We start from the raw sequence: 18,994 nt of genomic DNA, 5'->3' as shown, positions 1-18,994 counted from the left end.
AGAGCCGTGCGGATGAACACGCATGCACTGAAGGCGGCGGCAGTGCCCGCCGCGACCATCCGCCCGTGGACCGCACGTTCGCTCCTGTTTGTGCCCGGAGATTCGCCGCGCAAGCTTGAAAAGGCGCTGGCGGGCGAAGCCGACCTCATCATCCTCGACCTGGAAGATTCGGTCGCCGAGAGCGCCAAGCCTGCCGCGCGCGAACATGTCGCCGGGGCGCTGGCGGAGCAGGGCGAGCGGGGCAAGCCGCTATGGGTGCGGATCAACCCGATGGATACGGCCCACGCGCTGACCGATCTGGTCGCGATCGTGAAGCATCGCCCCGACGGCATCATGCTGCCCAAGGCGACGCCGGACGAAACGCGCCTGCTGGGCCACTACCTCACCGCGCTGGAGGCCGCCGCCGGGCTGGAGGCGGAGAGTATTCGCCTTATCGTGGTCGCGACCGAAACCGCGCCCGCGCTGTTCCGGCTGGGTGACTACGCAGGCGTGCCCCGGCTCGACGCGCTGACCTGGGGCGCGGAAGACCTCGCGGCGGCCTTCGGCGCGGCGGCCAACCGCGATGCGCAGGGCAATCTGCTGGAACCCTTCGCACTGGCGCGCACGCTGTGCCTCGCGGGGGCAAGCGCGGCGGGCATTGCTCCGATCGAGACGATCGACCCCAATTTCCGCGATGAGGAACGGATGCACCGCACCGCGCAGGCGGCCCGCACGCTCGGCTTTCGGGGCATGATGTGCATTCATCCCGCGCAGATCGGGCCGACCAACCGCGCCTTCACGCCCTCGGACGAAGACCTTGAGCGGGCACGCCGGATCGTCGCCCTGTTCGAGGAGAACCCCGATGCAGGCGCGCTTCAGCTCGATGGCGAAATGGTCGATATCCCGCACCTGAAACAGGCGCGCGGGCTGCTGGCGCAGGCGGGCGAATAGACGCCCGCCTCGCGCGGCATATCTCGCGCGGCGACTAGCGTCCCTTGAACTGCGCCTCGCGCTTGCCGAGGAAGGCCTGAACGCCTTCCTTGAAATCCTCGCTGTTGCCCGCAATCCGCTGCGCCTCGGCCTCCGCATTAATCGCGTCGGACAGGCTTTGCGACTGCGCATTGCGGACCAGCCGCCGGATCTGCCCCATCGCAACGGTCGGGCCATTGGCCAGCCTGGTGGCCAGCGCCTGCGCCTCGTCCATCACAGCCGCATCCTCGACGCAGCGGTTGATCATGCCCAGTTCGTAAGCGCGCTCTGCGGGAATGCGCTCGCCCAGCAGCATAGCTTCCATCGCTGCCGGAATGCCCGCCGCCTTGGGCAGCACCCAAGTCGCGCCGCCATCGGGCACCAGGCCGATATTGACGAAGGCCTGCAGGAAATAGGCGGACTTGCCCGCCACGATGAGGTCGCCCGACAGCGCCAGCGTGCAGCCGATCCCTGCCGCCGCGCCGTTGATCGCGGTCACCACCGGAATGTCGAGCCCGGCGAGGCTCAGCATCAGCGGGTTGAAACTGGTCTGCAGCGACCGGCGCGAGGCATCGCCCGGATTGCCGCCATCGAAGGTGCGCCCGCCCAGTTCCGCGCCCGAACTGAACCCGCGTCCCTCTCCGGTGATGATCAGCGCGCGCGCGTGCATCGCGGGCAGCGCGTCGAACGCCTTGAGCATTTCGCCGACCATCTCCGGCCCCATCGCATTGAGCTTGTCCGGCTTGTTCAGCGTCAGGGTCACGATCCCGTCGGTCTGTTCAACGCGAATGGTCTGGTAGTCTGCCATGCTTTGCTCCTCGATCCCGCTTTCGTTTGGGCCATCGGTTCGGGCAAATGAGCGGATTTGGCAAGGGTTGCGGTTTGCAATTTGTCGTCGGTGGTTGCGCGCGCCCGGCGCTCCTGCCAACCGATCCTGCATGAGCACAGAGAGCGACGCCACCTTCCTCGCCACCGAGGGAATTCACAATTTCCGCGATTATGGCGGCTATCCGACACGGGGCGGGGGGCGCGTGGTGAGCGGGCTGCTCTATCGCTCCGGCCAGCATGTCGAAGCGAGCGACGCCGACCTGCGGACCTTCGCCGATCTGGGGATCCGCACGGTGATCGACCTGCGCGGCAATGGAGAGCGGGAACGCCACCCATGCCGTCGCCCCGATCTGTGGGATGGCGAGGTCGTGTTCTACGACGGCGAAACCAGCTCCAGCCCGCCGCACGTCCCGCAGGAAAGGCGCGAGCTTACGCCTGAGACCGCGCAGGAGCGGATGCTGACGCTGTACACCCGTATGCCCGAGAACCCGGCGATGCAGGTGATTTTCGGTCAGTACCTGCGCACCCTGGCGGATCGCGACGGGGCCAGCCTGGTCCATTGCTTCGCGGGCAAGGACCGCACGGGGATAGCGGCTGCGCTGCTGCACCACATCCTTGGCGTATCGCGGGCCGACATGGTCACCGAGTTTCTGCGCACCAACGACGCGCCCACCTACGACATCCTCGAGAGGCAGTCCCTGCCGGGGATCGAGGCGCGGCTCGGCCCGCTCGACCGGCCGACGATCGACGCGCTGATGCAGGTGCGCGAGAGTTACTTCGAGCGCTTCATCGGGACGGTGGATCGGCGCTGGGGATCGCTCGATGCGTTTCTGGGGCAGGCGATTGGTGTGGATGACGCGCTGCGCGACCAGCTTCAGGCGCGCTTCGTGGCGTGACTCTGCGCGCCATGATCCCCATATTCGCCGCAAGACTTTAGACTGACAGGAGACGCTTCGCACATGGCGACGCACCGCACCAAGATGCTCATCATCGGTTCCGGCCCGGCGGGCTACAGCGCAGCCATCTACGGCGCGCGCGCGATGCTCCAGCCGATCATGGTCCAGGGCCTGCAACCGGGCGGGCAGCTGACCATCACCACCGATGTCGAGAACTATCCCGGCTTCGCCGACGTGATCCAGGGCCCGTGGCTGATGGAACAGATGCGCGCGCAGGCCGAGCATGTCGGCACGCAGATGATCTGGGACACGATCGTGGAGATCGATCTCAAGTCGGGCCCGCCCTTCCGCGCCAAGGGTGACAGCGGCGACGAGTATATCGCGAGCACGGTGGTGATCGCGACCGGCGCCTCGGCCAAGTGGCTCGGCGTGCCGGGCGAGCAGGAACTGGGCGGCAAGGGCGTATCCGCCTGCGCGACCTGCGACGGCTTCTTCTACCGCGGCAAGAAAGTCGCGGTGATCGGCGGCGGCAACACCGCGGTCGAAGAAGCGCTGTACCTCACCAACCACTCCGACGACGTGACGCTGATCCACCGCCGCGACGAGCTGCGCGCGGAGAAGATCCTTCAGGAACGCCTGTTCGCTTCGGACAAGATCACCCCGCTGTGGAACAAGGCGGTCGAGCGGTTCGAAGCGGGCGAGAACGGCGCGCTGGACCACCTCGTGCTGAAAGACACTGTAACCGGCGAGGAATCGACGCTGGAGGTAGACGGTGCCTTCGTCGCGATCGGCCATGCGCCGGCGACCGAGCTGTTCCAGGGCCAGCTGCCGCTGGAAGACGGCGGTTACCTGAAAGTGGAGCCGGGCACGCCCAAGACCGAGATCCCCGGCGTCTTCGCCTGCGGCGACGTGATGGACCACACCTATCGGCAGGCAGTGACTGCGGCGGGCACCGGGTGCATGGCCGCGCTGGATGCGGAGCGGTTTCTGTCAGGGATCGAGATCGACCTGCACGGCCACGTCGAGGAAGCCGAAGCGGCGGAATAGAGCGCGGGTCGGGTGCCTTCCTGAAGCGGATCGCACCCGGCAGGCTCGCGCTTCTTATCCCGCAAACACCCGTGCGGCGGCGATCCCGATCAGGGCCATCAGCACGATGCTGGACACCGCGAAGAGCACGAAGCGGACCAGCACGCGGTTGGCGGTGACCTGCACGATCGTGTGGATCACCCGCAGACCGGCGTAGATCCATGCCAGCAGCGCCGGGACGCCGTCGCCCGCGCCGATAATGGCGAGCACGATCCCCACTGCGTAGAAGACGGTCGGCTGTTCGTGCAGGTGGTTGTAGTTGTCCGCCTTCCAGTTGACCCTTTCGGGCAGCATCGCCCGCAGGCTGGCACCCGTCGCGCCGACCAGCCGGTTCGCGTCGATATCGGGGTTCTTCTGCATCGCCGGAATGCGGGTCGCGTACATCCAGACCCACATGATCATGGTCCAGATCATCAGCGCGACGACGGGTTGCAGGATATCCATGCCGATCATGAGGGCGCTCCGAGAGTTGCAATGAGGGCCATGACCGCGAGCGCGATCAGGGCGAGGGTAGAGGTGATGAACAGCAGGAAGCGAACCGCCACGATGTTGACGGTCGCCTGCCAGACCGAGTGAACGATCCGCAGCCCCACGTAGATCCACGCCAGCAGGATCGCGAGCGGGCTGGGGGCGAGGATCGAGAGGATCACGATGGTGGCGTAGAACAGCGTGGGCTGTTCCATCAGGTGGCTGTAGTTATGCGCCTTCCAGTTGACCTTGTCGGGGATCACCCCTTCCAGGTCCTGTCCCCGGCCACCGCGCTTGGCACCTTGCACCTGGTCCGCGATCTTCGCCATCGCGGGAAGGCGCACCGCTGCCATCCACAGCAGCACGACGAGCGACCAAGCGACGAGCACCGCGCCCGGAGCGAGCATTTGAGCCTGCATTCATTCCCCCTGAAATTTTGCGCCGAGCGTGGCGCTGGGCAGCGGACCTGTCAATCCGTGGCCCCGGCGTCGCGGTACAGCCGCTCCAGCCGGTAGTAACCGCCCATTCCATCGCGCCCCTCGCGCCGCCAGCCGGGCTGCGCGCCGATCTCTTCCGCGACCTCGGGCAGGTTGAGCCGGGGGGAGACGTGGAACTGCTTGAGCCACCACTTGAGGATACGCGCGCCCAGCGTGTCGCGCGCGCTGTAGCTGCCGAAGTCGACCACGTGCAGCGACCCGCCCGGCGCGACCAGCGTGGCCGCATGGCGCATCGCGCGTTCCCAGTCGGGGATCATGGAGATCGAATAGGACAGGATCACCCGCTCGAATGTCGGGCGGCCCAGCATCGCGCGCGCATCGAACTGGCGCGCATCGGCCGGTGCGAGGATCGCGCTGGTACCCAGCTTGGCCTGCGCACTGCTGAGCATTTCCGACGAAATATCGATCCCGAACAGCTTCGTGCCGGGGTAGGCGTGCTGCACCTTGGCAAGGTTGCGCCCCGTGCCGCAGGCGATTTCCAGCACGCCGTCGCCGGACGCGCAATTCAACCCACGGATCAGATCGTCGCGCCCGAACAGGTAGTACTTGCGCGTGACGTCGTAGATGTACTTCTGCCCGCGATAGATCGAATCCATCAGCGCGGCGTGATCGTGGTTGCCCCCCGCGTCTGCCATCACGTCAGCTCGTAAAGGTGCACGCCGCCGTAGATCGAGCTGCGGTCGCGCTGGGTCAGGTCCTTCGACAGCTCGTCGTGATAGGTCCACTGGTCGAGGATCTCGTTCGGTACGCGGCCCGGCAGCAGGCTGGGCTCGGCGGCGGTGCGGAACAGCACGCGCGCGCCCTTGCGCGCGGTGCGGGTCACTTCGCGCCACAGATCGGTCAGCTGGTGATCGTCCATCCAGTCCTGCGCGTCGAGGAAGACGTAGCGATCGAGGCTCATCGCGGGTTGCGAGGAGAGGAATTCGGAAAGGTTGGCGCGCTGCACGCTCAGCCGCGCGACCCGCTCACGCAGATCGGCATAGTTCTCGCGCTGGAGATAGGGCGGCAGCGAGGCGTTTTCGTCCTTCGAATAGCCGCGATTGAACGCCTGCCACGCGAAGTAGTTGTCTTTCACGTCGAAATCGCAGGCCAGCTTTTCCAGCCGCTTGCGCAGCACCTCCGCCATCTTCTCGTCGCCCGCCAGCGCGTCGTACTGCGCGGGCGGAATGCCGAGGCCGAACAGAGAGGCGGGCTGGTTGGTCACCCAGCGGACGAACTTCTTGTCGAACACCGGGGCCAGTTCATTCTCGAACACCTCGCGCTGCTCTTCCACGCTGGGCGCTTCCAGCACCTTGCGCAGGTCCACACCGTAAAGCTTGGCGAACAGGTGGGCCATGCCGATGAAGTTGCCCAGCAGGCCCTGCTTGTAGATGCCGCGCTGGAACTGGGTGATCCGGCGGCGGCCGCGAATGTCGCGCCCCTCCCAGTACTTGCGGCTTTCCGCATCCAGCAGCGGGGCGATCCGGTCTTCGTAGATCGACACGTTTTCCTTGTAATCGGAATGCGCGAAGAAGCGGCGGAACAGGTCGTAATTGGGCAGCGCGTTGATCGCGGCGATCTTCAGGCGGCCCAGCGCGATGTGCGCGCGGTTGAGATCGACCGCAGTGATCGCGGCGGGGTTTGCGGTGAGGTAGCTCAACGCGTTGCAGCTGCCGCTGGCGATGCACAGCACGCGGCTGTCCTCGTTGATCTGCAGGCCTTCCATGTCGACCACCGGGTCTTCCCAGATCTGCGCATAGACCAGCCCGCGAAACGCGGTGGCGAAGGCCTTGTCGAGCAGCGTGTCCTTGAGGCCCGAGCTCTTGCGGACCACCGAACGGTCGATGATGTGGGTATCGCCTTGCGGCATGGGGGGTAGTCTCCGGTTGCGGTGTTCAGGCTGCGTCGGGTGCGATGGTTGCGGCGTAGGCCGTGGGGTCGACATTGCGTCCGGTCAGCATGATGACGGTATCATCTTCCAGCGCTAGCTTACCGGCAAGGGCTGCCGCAAGGGCCGCCGAGCCGCCGGGCTCTGCCACAAGGCCGAGTTTCGCGAAGGCAAAGCGCTGTGCGGCGCGCACGTCCTCGTCGGAAACGATCACGCCGGGCTGCGCACGACCGCGCAGCACATCGAGGTTGATCTGCTGGGTCGCGGGCGGCTGGAGCGCATCGCAGATGGTTGCGGGAGCATCGGGCGCGACCTGCACGATCTCGCCCTTGGCGAGCGCCTGGCCGACCATGTCCCACCCGTCGGGCTCGACCGGCACGACCTTGCTGTCCGGGCAGGCGAGGGCGAGCCCCGCGGTCAGCCCGCCGCCGCCGCAACAGGCGAGGATCATCGGGGGTTGTTTGCCCAGTTGTTCGGTAAACTCGATTCCGGCGCTGCCTTGCCCTTCGATCACCCAGGTATCGGCAAAGGCGTGGACCAGTACTGCGCCGCGCTTTTCGATCTCGCGCGCGGCAACCTCGTCACGATCCTCGCCGGGGCGATCATAGAGGATGATCTCCGCGCCCAGCGCTTTGGTCGCTTCAAGCTTCACTCTGGGTGCATTGCGCGGCATCACGATCGCGGCCTTGATGCCCAGCTTCCTCGCCGCCCACGCCACGCCCTGCGCATGGTTGCCGGAGGAGACCGCAACCACGCCGCGCGCGCGTTCCTCTTCGTTCAGGCACGAAAGCCGCCACCAGCCGCCACGAATCTTGAACGCGCCGATCGGTTGCAGGCTTTCCGCCTTGATCCAGCAACGCACGCCGCCGATCTCGACCGGCAGCAGCGGGGTAGGGGGCAGGATCTGCGCGATGCTGCGCGCAGCGGCGATCACGCCATCGCGAGTCGGGGTGCGCATGTCGGGCATCAGTTCGTCGCTCCTGCGGGGCGGCTGACACACCTGACACAGTGTCCTGAGGTGAAAAATCCGGCTGGGTCGCGGCCATCCGGTTGATGCAGTTCGATGATGGGGTTTGGCGCGCTCATGCGCCCCCGTTAGAACCCCCGACCGGGTTAGGAAAGCACGCTTTGCCGCAATGCGCGCCGGATCGTTTGGAGGCGCGCGTCCGTTTGGCTAAGGGCGCGCGCAAAGATTCGTATTCGAAAGGAAGACACACATGGCGAAGGTTCTGGTGATCGGGGCAGGGGGCGTGAGCTCGGTCTGCGTCCACAAGATGGCGATGAACAAGGACATCTTCAGCGACATTCACCTTGCCAGCCGCACGAAGTCGAAGTGCGATGCGATTGCCGCTTCGGTGAAGGATCGCACGGGCGTAGAGATTTCGACTTACGAGATCGACGCGGAAGAAGTCCCCGCGATGGTCAACCTGATCAAGAAGATCGGGCCTAAGCTGGTGGTGAACCTCGCGCTTCCCTATCAGGACCTGCCGATCATGGATGCCTGTCTCGAGGCGGGCGTCGATTACCTCGACACCGCGAACTACGAGCCCAAGGACGAGGCGAAGTTCGAATATCACTGGCAGTGGGCCTATCAGGACCGGTTCAAGGACGCCGGGCTCACCGCACTGCTCGGCTCGGGCTTCGATCCGGGCGTGACCAGCGTGTTCACGATGTGGCTCAAGAAGCACAAGCTCAAGACCATCCGCCAGCTCGACATTCTCGACTGCAATGGCGGCGACCACGGGCAGGCGTTTGCGACCAATTTCAACCCGGAAATCAACATCCGCGAAGTGACCGCGCCCGCGCGTCACTGGGAAAACGGCGAGTGGGTGGAAACGCCCGCGATGCAGGTGAAGACCGAGTTCGACTTCGAGGAAGTCGGCCCCAAGAACGCCTACATGATGTATCACGAGGAGCTGGAAAGCCTCGCGAAGTTCGTCCCGGAGTTGGAGCGCGCCCGCTTCTGGATGACCTTCGGCGATGAGTACATCAAGCACCTCAGCGTGCTGCAGGCCGTGGGCATGACCAGCATCGAGCCGGTCAAGTACCAGGGCCGCGACATCATCCCGCTGCAGTTCCTCGCCGCCGTGCTGCCCAAGCCCGAAAGCCTGGGTGAAACGACCAAGGGCAAGACCAATATCGGCGTCATCGCGACCGGCGAAGCGCTCGACGGCAGCGGCGAGAAGACGTTCTACATCAACAATATCTGCAGCCACGAAGCCGCTTACGAGGAAACCGGCAACCAGGCGGTCAGCTACACCACCGGCGTGCCCGCGATGATCGGTTCTGCGATGATGGTGCAGGGCACGTGGGATGGCGACGGCGTATTCAACATGGAGCAGTTCGATCCCGATCCCTTCATGGAGATGCTGAACCAGCACGGCCTGCCGTGGAACGTGAAGGAGCTCGACGGGCCTGTGAAATTCTGATGGTCAGCAGGTCGGCAGTAGCGGCTTTTCTGGTTCTTCTGCTGGCGGCCTGCGATCCACCTGACCAGCCATCCACCTTCAGCGAGCAGGCGCCAGCATCGCAGGCGCCGGCCGGTGAACCTATGCCTGGCGCTGGACTGGCATCCGATTTTAACAAGAGTTGCCGATCCCGTTCGGATTGCGAGCATTTTTGTCGGTCGCGCGATCCGTCGGCGGAGATAGGCGAGGAGGTCGATGGCTATTGCACCTCTGACGGTTTTTCACAGGGATGCTTCAACCTCGTGCATGAAGGGAAACAGTCCGGCGAGATCTGCGCGATGTGACGCACACACCATTCGCTGACCCGGTCGGCGGATGGATCGCGCAGATCGAATCCGGTAACCTGCTCTCTTCGCACGGGAGCAATTGCAATGGGCGGAGCTATGGGTCTGACCGCTATCGACGTTGAAGCGGGCGATATTACCACGATGCAATTCGATGCCATCGTCAATGCTGCCAATTCCTCGCTGCTGGGCGGGGGCGGCGTGGATGGCGCGATCCACCGGGCGGCGGGGCCGGACCTTCTGGAGGAATGCCGCTCGCTAGGTGGGTGCGAAACAGGACAGGCGAAAGTCACCAAGGGCTATCGCCTGCCCGCATCGCACGTCATCCACACCGTCGGCCCGGTCTGGCGCGGCGGCGATCATGGCGAGCCCGAGCAGCTGGCGAGCTGTTACCGGGAGTCGCTAGCCCGTGCGGCGGAGATCGGCGCGCGCAGCGTCGGCATTCCCGCCATCTCGACCGGGATCTATGGCTATCCGCTCGATCGCGCGGCGCAGGTTGCGGCGCAAACGGTTGCGGATGTGGTGGCGGAGAATCCCGACGCCTTCGACCGCATCGCGCTGGTGTGTTTCGACGACGAGGCGCTGGCTGCATTCGAGGCTGCTCTGGAGAATGTGCAGTGAGCCCGAAACTTGCGCTGCTGGCCCCGATCGCCCTGCTGGCCCTGTCCAACATCGTGATGAACGTTGCGTGGTATGCCAACCTCAAGGCGCCGGAGAAGACGCTGGTGTGGGCGATCGGTGTGTCGTGGCTGATCGCGCTGGGCGAATATGTGTTTGCCGTGCCCGCCAACCGGATCGGCATTGCCGCCTATTCGCTGGCCGAGCTCAAGACGATCACCACTCTCTTCTCGCTAGTCGGCTTCGTCATCGTCGCTTTCTTCATGTTCGGCGAGAAGCCCGGTCTCAACCAGCTGATCGGGTTTGCGCTGATCGGCGCGGGGTCGTTCTTCATCTTCAAGCCCTGATGGCGCAATCGGTGGGCCGGGCGGTTCGGGCCGGTTGACACACGCGCACGCGGCTGCGTTTGGCTGACCGTCGAACGAACGAAACAGCCGGAGACTTTCAGACCATGCGCAAGATTGCCCTCGGGTGCCTGCTTCTCGCTTCGCTTGGGGCGTCCATGCCCGCTGCCGCGCGGGACGCTGCGAGCGAGTCCGCGCCGAATGCAGCGGCCTTCGATGCGGCTGCGGCGTGGGACGAGTTCGAGCAGCTGCTGCGTGACAAATACGCCTATATCGAGCGCGACGACATCGACGTCGAGGCGCAGCTTGAGCGCTCCCGCGCGCTGGCAGCGAAGGCACCCGACAAGGCGGCGCTGCGGCGGATCATGCACCGCACCGCCCTGACCTTCATGGACCCGCACCTGATCGTCGGCCCGTTCGAGGATGACGACTATGCGATCGTGATGACCGCTGCCGATCTCGATGCCCGGTTCGCGGATGGCAAGGCGGTGATCGTCGATGTCCGGCGCGGATCGCCTGCATTCGATGCGGGGTTGCGGCCGGGCGACGAAGTGCTTTCCATCGGCGGCAAACCGGCGAAAGCTGCCGCGCAGGCTCCGTTCGGCGAAGTGCTCCCCGATCCCACCGCCGCGCAGCTCGACTACGGGCTGACGCTGGCAGTCAATGGACAGCGCAAGGGCGATCGCACGCTGAAGGTCCGGTCGGCCAAGGGGCAGGTTCGCAGCTTCGAGCTGGCATCGACGCGGGACTGGACCAATTCGCTGCGCGAGCGGAAACTGGTCGACCTCTCCTTCGTCGGCACTGGCGGCGATGTCGCGGTGCTCACGCCGCTCAATTCGCTGGGCGACAATGGCACGATCACCGCCTTCGACACGGCGATGAAGGAGGCCATCGGGGCCGGCGCGCGGGCGATCATCCTCGACATGCGCGAGACGCCCAGCGGCGGGAACACCGAGGTCGGCCGTTCGATCATCGGGCACTTCACCGACCGGGTCAGCCCGTACCAGATGCACCGAATCCCTGCGCTGGAGCGCGAGTTCACCGTGCCGCGCCAGTTCGTCGAATATGTCTTCCCGCGCGAACCGCGCTTCGATGGCCCCGTCGTCGTGCTGCACGGTCGCTGGACTGGCAGCATGGGCGAGGGGATCGTCATCGGGATGGACGCGGCGAGCGATGCGACCACGATCGGCTCCAACATGGGCGATCTGCTGGGCGGGCTGTGGAACGAGCAGCTCGAACTGAGCGGCGCGCGCGTCGATCTGGGCGGCGAGGCGCTGTTCCACGTCGACGGAACCCCGCGAGAGGATTACGTCGCGGACATTGCGATTGAGCCCGCCAGCACGGCTGCCGATGGCTCGGACCCCGCGATTACACGTGCGCTGGAGGTTCTGGAGAAGCGGTGACGCTGGCCACTGGTCAGCCGGTTGGCGGACGCCCGCTATAGGCTATTGCCAGCCGTGCCACCGCCCACACCAGCCCGAGAACCGCGGTTGCCAGCAGCAGCAGTGCCATATCCGGCTGGTACTCCCGCAGTGTCGATAGCGAGACGCCGAATAGCTGCGGGATCAGCGCGATGCAGACCCACGCCAGCGCCGCCATCGCGGGCAGCGGGAACCACAGGCTGAACAGGCCGAAGCGGTTCGCTCGCTTCGTCCGCAGTGCGCCGCGTTTCCACCACGCCCAGATGATCGCCAGCAGGAAGATCACCGGCGCGGCGGCGAGGGCGAGGAAATTGGCCTTGCGCATTGTGGCGCCGGTATCCTCGGCCTGCGGCAGGTCGAGCGCGCGGGCGATCAGGCCGAGGCGCAGGTCGGTGCTCTCGGCGAACCCCATCCCGCTGCTGCCATTGGTCAACACCACCACGGCGCGGCGCTTGGCCGGGATCATCGCCGCGATCGTATCGAAGCCGGGGCTGGTGCCGGTGTGATAGGCGGTGCCCTCCGCGCCATCGAGCATCCAGCCGAGGCCATAACCGGGCGTTGCCTCGCTCGCGGGTTGCAACATCCGCGCCTTACCCGCCGCGCTCAGAATATCGTCCCGCCCATTCATCATCATCCGCAGATAGCGCGCCGTGTCGCCTGCGGTGGAGACGATCCCGCCTTGCGGGGCCGAGGCCAGCGTTGCGCCTTGCGCGGCAACCGGGCGCATCGACCCGAACCACGGCGTATGCCCCCGGGCCATCGCGCGGCGCTCTCCGGCACCCGATACGAAGCTGTGCTCCATCCCCAGCGGCCCGAAGATCTTCGTGGTGATATAGTCGGGGTAGGGCATGCCGCCGACAACCTCGATCAAACGGCCGAGGATCAGGTAGTTGGCGTTGGAATAGGCCCATCGCGCTCCCGGCGCGTAGGCTGGCGACTGGTCTGCATACCATGCCGCGCGGTGGGCAATCGTAGCGGCCCCTGTGCCGCTGTCATCCGGCGTGCTGTTGCCTTGCAGGGTCGAGTATCCGCTGATGTGACCGAGCAGCTGACGCACGGTGATCGCCCCCGCAGGCTTGCCCGCAAACTCTGGCAGATAGCGCGCGATCGGCGCGTCGAGATCGACCTTTCCTGCCTCGACCAGCTGCATCACCGCCAGCGCGGTGAAGCTTTTCGAGATCGAGCCGAGCAGGAACGGCGTGTCCTCGGTCACCGCGGCGCTGCCGCCCGATTCCAGTGTGCCGCGTGCGCCGGCGGTGATTGCATCGCCGTCGACCACGCCCCACGCCACGCCCGGCAGGGGCGTGCGCTCCATCTGCGCATCGACGAACGTGTCGAGTTCGCCCGCGCTCGCGCCCGCCGCTGCCACCAGCGCCAGCAGGCAAAACAGCATTGCCGAAAAGCGCAGCATCTCGCGTCCCCCGCAGGTCCCCAAAGCCAGGCTGGTCTAGCACCACACGGCGCGCGCGTCACAAATCCTCGACCGATGCATGACGCCGCCCGATGACAGCACCCGACAGCTTCCCTATCTGGTGATCATGGAAACAAAAGCCGGTGACCCGGGCGCCTTCGCCCAATTCGATCTTTCCCGCGTGGATACGCCCGCCTTCGTGGTGGATGCGGCGAAGCTGCGCGAGAATTGCCGTATCCTTGCCGAAATCCGCGACGAGGCGGAGATCAAGATGCTCAGCGCGCTGAAGGCCTTCAGCATGTGGAGCACCGCGCCGATCATCGGCGAATATCTCGATGGCGTGTGCACCTCGGGCCTGTGGGAAGCGCGGCTGGCGAGCGAGTTCTACGATGGCGAGATCAGCACCTATTGTGCCGCCTACAAGCCCGAGGAGCTGGAGGAGGTCGCGCGGCTTTCCGACCATGTGATCTTCAACTCGCCCGGCCAGATGCGGCGCGCCGCGCTGATCCTGGAGCAGGCGAAGGCAAGCGGCGGGGCGTTCGACGTCGGCCTGCGTATCAATCCGCAGGTGCCCACCGGCGAAGTGCCGCGCTACGACCCCTCTTCGCCCGGCAGCCGCCTCGGCTTCCCGCTCAGCCAGCTTACCGAGGAGCATATGGAGGGCGTGGAGGGCATCCACTTCCACAACCTGTGCGAACAGGGGTTCGAGCCGCTGCACCGCACGTGGGACCGGGTGTTCGACGCGATCGAGCCCTATTTCGGCCAGCTCAAATGGATCAACATGGGCGGCGGGCATCACATCACGCGGGCGGATTACGAGCGCGAGGAGCTGATCGAGTTCCTGCGCGATGCGAAGGACGATACCGGCGCGGAAATCTACCTCGAACCGGGCGAGGCGGTCGCGCTCGATGCCGGCATTCTCGTGGGCACGATCCTCGATACCGGAGAGAACGACGGCCCGATTGCGATCACCGACATCTCCGCCACCTGCCACATGCCCGACGTGATTGAAGCGCCGTACCGGCCCGCAATGCTGCACGAGAAGGCGGGCGAACCGCCGGTGCGCCTCGGCGGCCCGTCATGCCTCGCCGGAGACGTGATCGGCGAATATTCGCTGCCCGTGCCAAACGAAGCGGGCCAGCGGATCGCCTTCCTCGACCAGGCGCATTATTCGATGGTGAAGACCAACACCTTCAACGGCGTCCCGCTCCCCTCGATCTGGCTGTGGGACAGCGAAACCGACGTGCTCGAATGCGTGAAACGCTTCGGGTACGAGGAATTCCGCAACCGCCTGTCGTAACGCGAAAAGGGCGGTTTCCTGCCCGCTCATGCCGGGGGTGACGGGGGTTGCGGAACCCTCTCCGGAACTCCTAGGCTGGGCAGCGTTGAATCATCAGATGCTGCGCATACCGATTTCTCTTGCATCATGCTGCGGAACGCCTATTTGCGCGCCTCCGCTGCCCCAAGGGGACTCTAACCGCAAGGCAGCCCTTGTCTGAAACCTAACCGTTTTGGGGGTCCCTTGAATTGGCCACTTATCCCGACGCTCGATCCGTAGTTGCGGCGCTTTCGCCTGACGAACCGGTCATCCTGAACCGTCCGCACGCTGCGGCACGCGCTGCGCGTTTCTTCGTGGACGGCTTTCGCGGGCGTGCACTCTACGCGGTCAAAGCGAATCCTTCGCCCGACCTGATCCGCATCCTGTGGGACAACGGGATCACCCATTACGACGTCGCCTCGATCGCCGAGGTCCGGCTGGTGCGCGGGCTGCTGCCCGATGCGGAACTGTGCTTCATGCACCCGGTCAAGCCGCGCAGCGCGATTGCCGAGGCGTATCACCAGCACGGCTGCCGCACCTTCAGCCTCGATAGCGAAGAAGAGCTCGCCAAGATCGTCGACGCCTGCCGCGCGCCCGACGGCAGCCCGGCAAAAGACCTCAAGCTGTTGGTGCGCCTGCGCGTTTCCTCCGAATTTTCCGAGCTGTCGCTCGCCAGCAAGTTCGGCACCGATCTGATCGACGCGCCCGTGCTGCTGCAGCAGACCCGCCAGCATTGCGACTGGCTGGGCGTGTGCTTCCATGTCGGCAGCCAGGCGATGACGCCGTTCGCCTATGTGCAGGCGCTCGAGCGTGCGCGCGCCGCGATTGCTTCGTCCAGCGTGGTGATCGACATCATCGACGTGGGCGGGGGCTTCCCGAGCATCTACCCGGGCATGGAGCCGCCGCCGCTCGAAGACTATTTCGACGTCATCTTCCGCGCGTCCGAATCGCTGCCGATTTCCTATTCGGCGGAGCTGTGGTGCGAGCCCGGCCGGGCGCTGTGCGCGGAATATTCCTCGCTGCTGGCAAAGGTCGAAAAGCGCCGCGGGACGGAGCTGTACATCAACGACGGCGCCTATGGCGCGCTGTACGATGCGGCGCATCTGGGCTGGAAATTCCCGGTCCGCGCGCTCGGCCATGACGAGCATGCCGCGAGCGAGGATTTCTCCCTCTACGGCCCGACCTGCGACGATGCGGACTACATGGAAGGGCCCTTCGCGCTTCCGGCCGATATCAAGGCGGGCGACTATGTCGAGATCGGCATGCTGGGTGCCTATGGCGCGGCGATGAAGACCGACTTCAACGGCTTCGGCGCGAATATGGCGATCGTGGTCGGCGACGATCCGATGCAGACGCTCTACGATGGTCGCCGCGAACGCCCCGAGACGGACAACGTGGTCAACCTGCGCTAATGAAGCAGATCGGACTGTGGCTGGCGTTGCTTATACTTGCGCTGCCGCAGTCCCTGCTGGCGCGCGACCTGATCCACGAAGAACGTTCGATCCCCGCGACGGACGAGCGGCCGATTACCTTCTACGTCGATAGACCGGCCACCGACGGCAAGCTTCCGATGCTGCTGGTGGTCGACGGATCGGGCTGCGCGGGTCAGCTGCGCGAGACCGATTGGGGGACGTATGCGCCCGGCGCCGATGATCCGGTGCCTTATGCGCGCGTGATGGTGGAAAAGCCTGGCGTCGCTGCCGAGACCCCGCACGGGGCCGAGTGCTCCGCTGCCTTCCACCGTTACTACACCATCCAGAACCGTGTGCTCGATCACCTGCGCGTGCTCCAGCATCTGAACGCGAATGCAGACTGGTGGAACGGTGAGGTCTATGTCTGGAGCTGGTCCGATGGCGGAGACGTGGCCGCGCAGATCCTCACCTACCGGCCCGATATCGACCGTGCGGTGCTGGGCGCGATGGGCGGCGGTCTGACGATGGCCGAGCATTTCGAACGCTTCTGGGTCTGCCCCGAAGACATGGCCGGGGATCGCGAAGCGTGCCTTGCCGATCTGCGCAGCGACTTCGCGGCGATCGAGGCCAACCCGAACGGCACCGACATGTGGAATGGGGAGAGCTACGCCACCTGGGCCTCGCGCCTGCGCACGCGCTTGTCGGCCCCGCTGATCGACAACCGCGTTCCGATCCTGATCGTTCATGGCGATCGCGATTTCGAAAGCACACCGGTCGCAAGCGCCCGGAAACTGGTCGCGGATCTTGAGGCGGCAGGCAATCCCGCTTTCACCTACTGGGAAGTGCGCGGGATGGAGCATTCCTGGCGCAACCTGCCCGAAGCGCGCCAGAAGGCGCTGGTGGACGCGATGCTTGTCTGGCTGCTGACTGGCGAGGTCGATGCCGACCAGGTGCGGCTGGCAGTCGAGGGCGAGTAGCGGACGGCCATCAAGGCGTCGCTTCTTTCCGCGCCGCCTTCTGCGCTTCCCATTCGGCCATGCGCATCGCCTGATAGCGGCGCAGCAGCTCGACCCTGCGGGGGCGGAAGCTCGTCTCGCCCAGCTCCAGCCGGTCCATCCGCGCGACCTCGAAGGTGCGGTATCCTTCGCGCAGCAGGCACCAGCCGACGACCATCAGCGTGGTCGGGCTGTAGGACAGGCCCAGCGGCAGGATTTCGCGCTGCGTGACCTGCTCCTGCCGATCGCGATAGGTAATTGTCACGCTCGTCTCGTCCCAGCAGGCCTGGCGTAGCAGGTCGACATCGACCGCGATTTGCGGGCGCTCTGCGGGCATGCGCCACGATCGCATGATCGCGTGCATGGACTGGCGCGCCTGACGGTCGGGCAGGGTGGCGATGATCCGCGCCATCGCGTCGCGCCCGGCCTTGGCGAGTCGCTCGTCACCCAGCTCGTCCAGACTGCCCACCGCCAGCATCAGCGCCTCTGTTTCGAGGCGGGAAAAGCTCTGCGGCGGCAGCGCGGGGTCTTCGGTCAGCGTGTAGCCGTAGCCCGCTGCGCCATCGATCAGCACGCCGCCTGCGCGCAGCGTGGCGATGTCGCGATAGAGCTGGCGCTGCGAGATCTCGGTTTCCGCCGCCAGCCGCTCCGCCGTGACGGGCGAGGGCAGCCGCCTGAGCGCGGCGAGCAGTCGCATCAACCTGTCCTGCCGTGCCATTGCTGCTGCCTCTTTCTGTCAGGAGGGCGGGCATATCCCTGTGCCATCGCAAACGGAAAGGAAAATCGCATGCCGACGCTTTATCATTCGCCCAACTCACGCTCGGACACGGTCGTCAATCTGGTCCACATGCTGGGCGCGAACGTGGACATTCACGAAGTCACGATACGCCGGCAGGATGGCTCGGGCGCGCCGGACCCGGACAATCCGCACCCGGAAAAGAAGGTGCCTTACCTGGTCGATGGCGACGAGCATGTGCGCGAGCGCGGGGCGATCATGCTCTACCTGACCGACAACTACCCGCAGGCCAAGCTGGGCCCGCTGCCGGGCGAGGCGGGGCGCGGTGCTTATCTATCGTGGCTGTCCTATTATCAGGGCATCATGGAGCCGCTGCTGATCCTCCAGTGGGCAGGGATCGAAAATCCGGTCGTCACCGACGGGCTGGGCGACATGGAGCGGATGCTGGAGACGCTGAGCGTGCCCCTGCGCAGCGGCCCGTGGCTGCTGGGCGAACGGTTCAGCGCGGTGGACATGCTGCTGAGCTCTCCGTTCCAGTGGTTCGGCGATGCGCTGCCCGCAGGGCCGGAGGTGAAGAGCTGGGTGGAGCGCTGCGCCGCCGAGATGGCCGAAGTTACCGCGTAGGATCGTTGGGGGAGGGCCGGGCAGGCTCTCCCCTTAACCGTCGAACCCGACGAAGCGGACGGTTTCGTCCAGCGGCTTGCGTTCGGAGACCACCGCATTGGCGGGGAAGTCCGGGTCGGGCCAGCCCATCGCGACGCAGATCATGATCACCTGATCCTCGGGGATGCCCGCGTGCTCGCGCACCACCGGGCTCTGCATGATCCCCTGCGAGTTGATCACGCAGCCCAGCCCGCGCGACCATGCCGCGTTGACCAGCGCATTGGTGATCGCACCGCAATCGAACGGCGCAATGTCGCTGCCGAGAATGTCGCGATCATAGGTTACGACGATGGAGACGGGCGCATCGAACTGGCGGAAGCCGCGCAGAGTCCAGTCCTGCCTGCGCTCCTTGTTTTCACGCTCGATCCCCATCGCGCCGAACAGCTGCTTGGCAACGTCGATCTGGCGGCGGCGGTGGTGCTCGGGCGGGTCGCCCTCGGGCCGGCGGAATTCGCGCGTGTCGGGATTGCCGGCGAGGATGCCCTCGGTATTGCCCCGGCGGATCGCGTCGAGCGGATCGCCGGTGACCACGGTGAAGTTCCAGCACTGGTTGTTGTAGCTGGACGGCGCGCGGGTCGCGAGTTCGATAATCTCCTCGATCAGCTCGCGCGGGACCGGCTTTTCCAGAAAGCCGCGAATGCTCCTGCGGCCGGTGACGACCTCGTCATACGTCTGATTGCGATTGCCGGCCACGCGTGTCTCTCCCTGTTTCAGGCCGACCGGGTAGCGCGGGT

Annotated in this window: 20 protein-coding genes; 11 read left to right on the top strand and 9 right to left on the bottom strand. The window is 65.6% G+C overall.

Annotated features, from left to right (window positions below; all coding sequences use genetic code 11):
• Positions 1–12: 12 nt before the first annotated feature.
• Complete coding sequence (locus VO57_012045; GenBank protein XBL68861.1) at positions 13–930, top strand: CoA ester lyase; 918 nt, start codon at positions 13–15, stop codon at positions 928–930.
• A gap of 34 nt (positions 931–964) precedes the next feature.
• Here the strand turns inward: VO57_012045 and VO57_012040 are convergent, their stop codons facing one another.
• On the bottom strand, positions 965–1,756 hold the full coding sequence (locus tag VO57_012040) for an enoyl-CoA hydratase-related protein (protein ID XBL68860.1): 792 nt from the start codon (positions 1,754–1,756) through the stop codon (positions 965–967).
• Between the two features lie 130 nt (positions 1,757–1,886).
• Here VO57_012040 and VO57_012035 point away from each other — a divergent pair, with 130 nt between their 5' ends.
• Positions 1,887–2,672, top strand: coding sequence for a tyrosine-protein phosphatase (locus tag VO57_012035; GenBank protein ID XBL68859.1), 786 nt, complete (start codon positions 1,887–1,889; stop codon positions 2,670–2,672).
• Between the two features lie 63 nt (positions 2,673–2,735).
• Positions 2,736–3,719: a thioredoxin-disulfide reductase gene (trxB, locus tag VO57_012030; GenBank protein ID XBL68858.1), complete on the top strand. Its 984-nt coding sequence runs from the start codon at positions 2,736–2,738 to the stop codon at positions 3,717–3,719.
• 54 nt (positions 3,720–3,773) lie between these two features.
• On the opposite strand, the gene VO57_012025 is transcribed toward trxB, so the two are convergent.
• The 5 genes from VO57_012025 to VO57_012005 are packed head-to-tail and all read right to left on the bottom strand — an operon-like array spanning position 3,774 to position 7,557.
• Positions 3,774–4,211, bottom strand: coding sequence for an MAPEG family protein (locus VO57_012025; GenBank protein XBL68857.1), 438 nt, complete (start codon positions 4,209–4,211; stop codon positions 3,774–3,776).
• A complete protein-coding gene (locus tag VO57_012020) occupies positions 4,208–4,645 on the bottom strand; it encodes an MAPEG family protein (protein XBL68856.1) in 438 nt (145 codons plus the stop codon). The genes VO57_012025 and VO57_012020 overlap by 4 nt, the downstream gene beginning before the upstream one ends.
• 50 nt (positions 4,646–4,695) lie before the next feature.
• The gene (locus VO57_012015) at positions 4,696–5,358 is read right to left on the bottom strand and encodes a class I SAM-dependent methyltransferase (GenBank protein XBL68855.1); all 663 of its coding nucleotides are present in this window, start codon (positions 5,356–5,358) and stop codon (positions 4,696–4,698) included.
• Positions 5,358–6,572 (bottom strand): BtaA family protein, encoded by a 1,215-nt coding sequence (locus VO57_012010; GenBank protein XBL68854.1) that lies wholly within the window; start codon positions 6,570–6,572, stop codon positions 5,358–5,360. The genes VO57_012015 and VO57_012010 overlap by 1 nt, the downstream gene beginning before the upstream one ends.
• 25 nt (positions 6,573–6,597) lie before the next feature.
• On the bottom strand, positions 6,598–7,557 hold the full coding sequence (locus VO57_012005) for a threonine/serine dehydratase (GenBank protein ID XBL68853.1): 960 nt from the start codon (positions 7,555–7,557) through the stop codon (positions 6,598–6,600).
• Positions 7,558–7,807: 250 nt separating this feature from the next.
• On the opposite strand from VO57_012005, the gene VO57_012000 reads away from it, so the two are divergent.
• The 4 genes from VO57_012000 to VO57_011985 all read left to right on the top strand — a co-directional run bounded on the left by VO57_012000 (position 7,808) and on the right by VO57_011985 (position 11,707).
• Entirely contained in the window at positions 7,808–9,019 is a 1,212-nt protein-coding gene (locus VO57_012000; protein XBL68852.1) for a saccharopine dehydrogenase family protein, read from the top strand.
• Positions 9,020–9,441: 422 nt separating this feature from the next.
• Entirely contained in the window at positions 9,442–9,963 is a 522-nt protein-coding gene (locus tag VO57_011995) for an O-acetyl-ADP-ribose deacetylase (GenBank protein ID XBL68851.1), read from the top strand.
• Positions 9,960–10,307 carry a DMT family protein gene (locus tag VO57_011990; GenBank protein ID XBL68850.1) on the top strand — a complete coding sequence of 116 codons (348 nt, stop codon included), beginning with the start codon at positions 9,960–9,962 and terminating at the stop codon, positions 10,305–10,307. Before VO57_011995 ends, VO57_011990 begins: the two co-directional genes overlap by 4 nt.
• Positions 10,308–10,411: 104 nt before the next feature.
• Positions 10,412–11,707 carry a PDZ domain-containing protein gene (locus VO57_011985; protein ID XBL68849.1) on the top strand — a complete coding sequence of 432 codons (1,296 nt, stop codon included), beginning with the start codon at positions 10,412–10,414 and terminating at the stop codon, positions 11,705–11,707.
• Between the two features lie 13 nt (positions 11,708–11,720).
• Here the strand turns inward: VO57_011985 and VO57_011980 are convergent, their stop codons facing one another.
• Entirely contained in the window at positions 11,721–13,136 is a 1,416-nt protein-coding gene (locus tag VO57_011980; protein ID XBL68848.1) for a serine hydrolase domain-containing protein, read from the bottom strand.
• A 127-nt stretch (positions 13,137–13,263) separates the two neighbouring features.
• Here VO57_011980 and VO57_011975 point away from each other — a divergent pair, with 127 nt between their 5' ends.
• The 3 genes from VO57_011975 (at position 13,264) to VO57_011965 (ending at position 16,843) form a co-directional block, all read left to right on the top strand.
• The gene (locus VO57_011975; protein XBL71333.1) at positions 13,264–14,436 is read left to right on the top strand and encodes a carboxynorspermidine decarboxylase; all 1,173 of its coding nucleotides are present in this window, start codon (positions 13,264–13,266) and stop codon (positions 14,434–14,436) included.
• 227 nt (positions 14,437–14,663) lie between these two features.
• A complete protein-coding gene (locus VO57_011970; protein XBL68847.1) occupies positions 14,664–15,866 on the top strand; it encodes a type III PLP-dependent enzyme in 1,203 nt (400 codons plus the stop codon).
• On the top strand, positions 15,866–16,843 hold the full coding sequence (locus tag VO57_011965; protein ID XBL68846.1) for an alpha/beta hydrolase: 978 nt from the start codon (positions 15,866–15,868) through the stop codon (positions 16,841–16,843). The genes VO57_011970 and VO57_011965 overlap by 1 nt, the downstream gene beginning before the upstream one ends.
• A gap of 10 nt (positions 16,844–16,853) precedes the next feature.
• On the opposite strand, the gene VO57_011960 is transcribed toward VO57_011965, so the two are convergent.
• Positions 16,854–17,558, bottom strand: coding sequence for a WYL domain-containing protein (locus VO57_011960; protein ID XBL68845.1), 705 nt, complete (start codon positions 17,556–17,558; stop codon positions 16,854–16,856).
• A 90-nt stretch (positions 17,559–17,648) separates the two neighbouring features.
• Here VO57_011960 and VO57_011955 point away from each other — a divergent pair, with 90 nt between their 5' ends.
• Positions 17,649–18,221 carry a glutathione S-transferase family protein gene (locus VO57_011955; protein XBL68844.1) on the top strand — a complete coding sequence of 191 codons (573 nt, stop codon included), beginning with the start codon at positions 17,649–17,651 and terminating at the stop codon, positions 18,219–18,221.
• A gap of 33 nt (positions 18,222–18,254) precedes the next feature.
• On the opposite strand, the gene VO57_011950 is transcribed toward VO57_011955, so the two are convergent.
• Positions 18,255–18,953, bottom strand: coding sequence for a nitroreductase (locus VO57_011950; GenBank protein XBL68843.1), 699 nt, complete (start codon positions 18,951–18,953; stop codon positions 18,255–18,257).
• Between the last annotated feature and the right edge of the window lie 41 nt (positions 18,954–18,994).

Source organism: Citromicrobium bathyomarinum, from assembly GCA_001306305.2.
In the GTDB taxonomy this organism is placed as follows: Bacteria; Pseudomonadota; Alphaproteobacteria; order Sphingomonadales; family Sphingomonadaceae; genus Alteriqipengyuania; species Alteriqipengyuania bathyomarina.
This window is presented reverse-complemented; position numbering and strand designations above follow the sequence as displayed.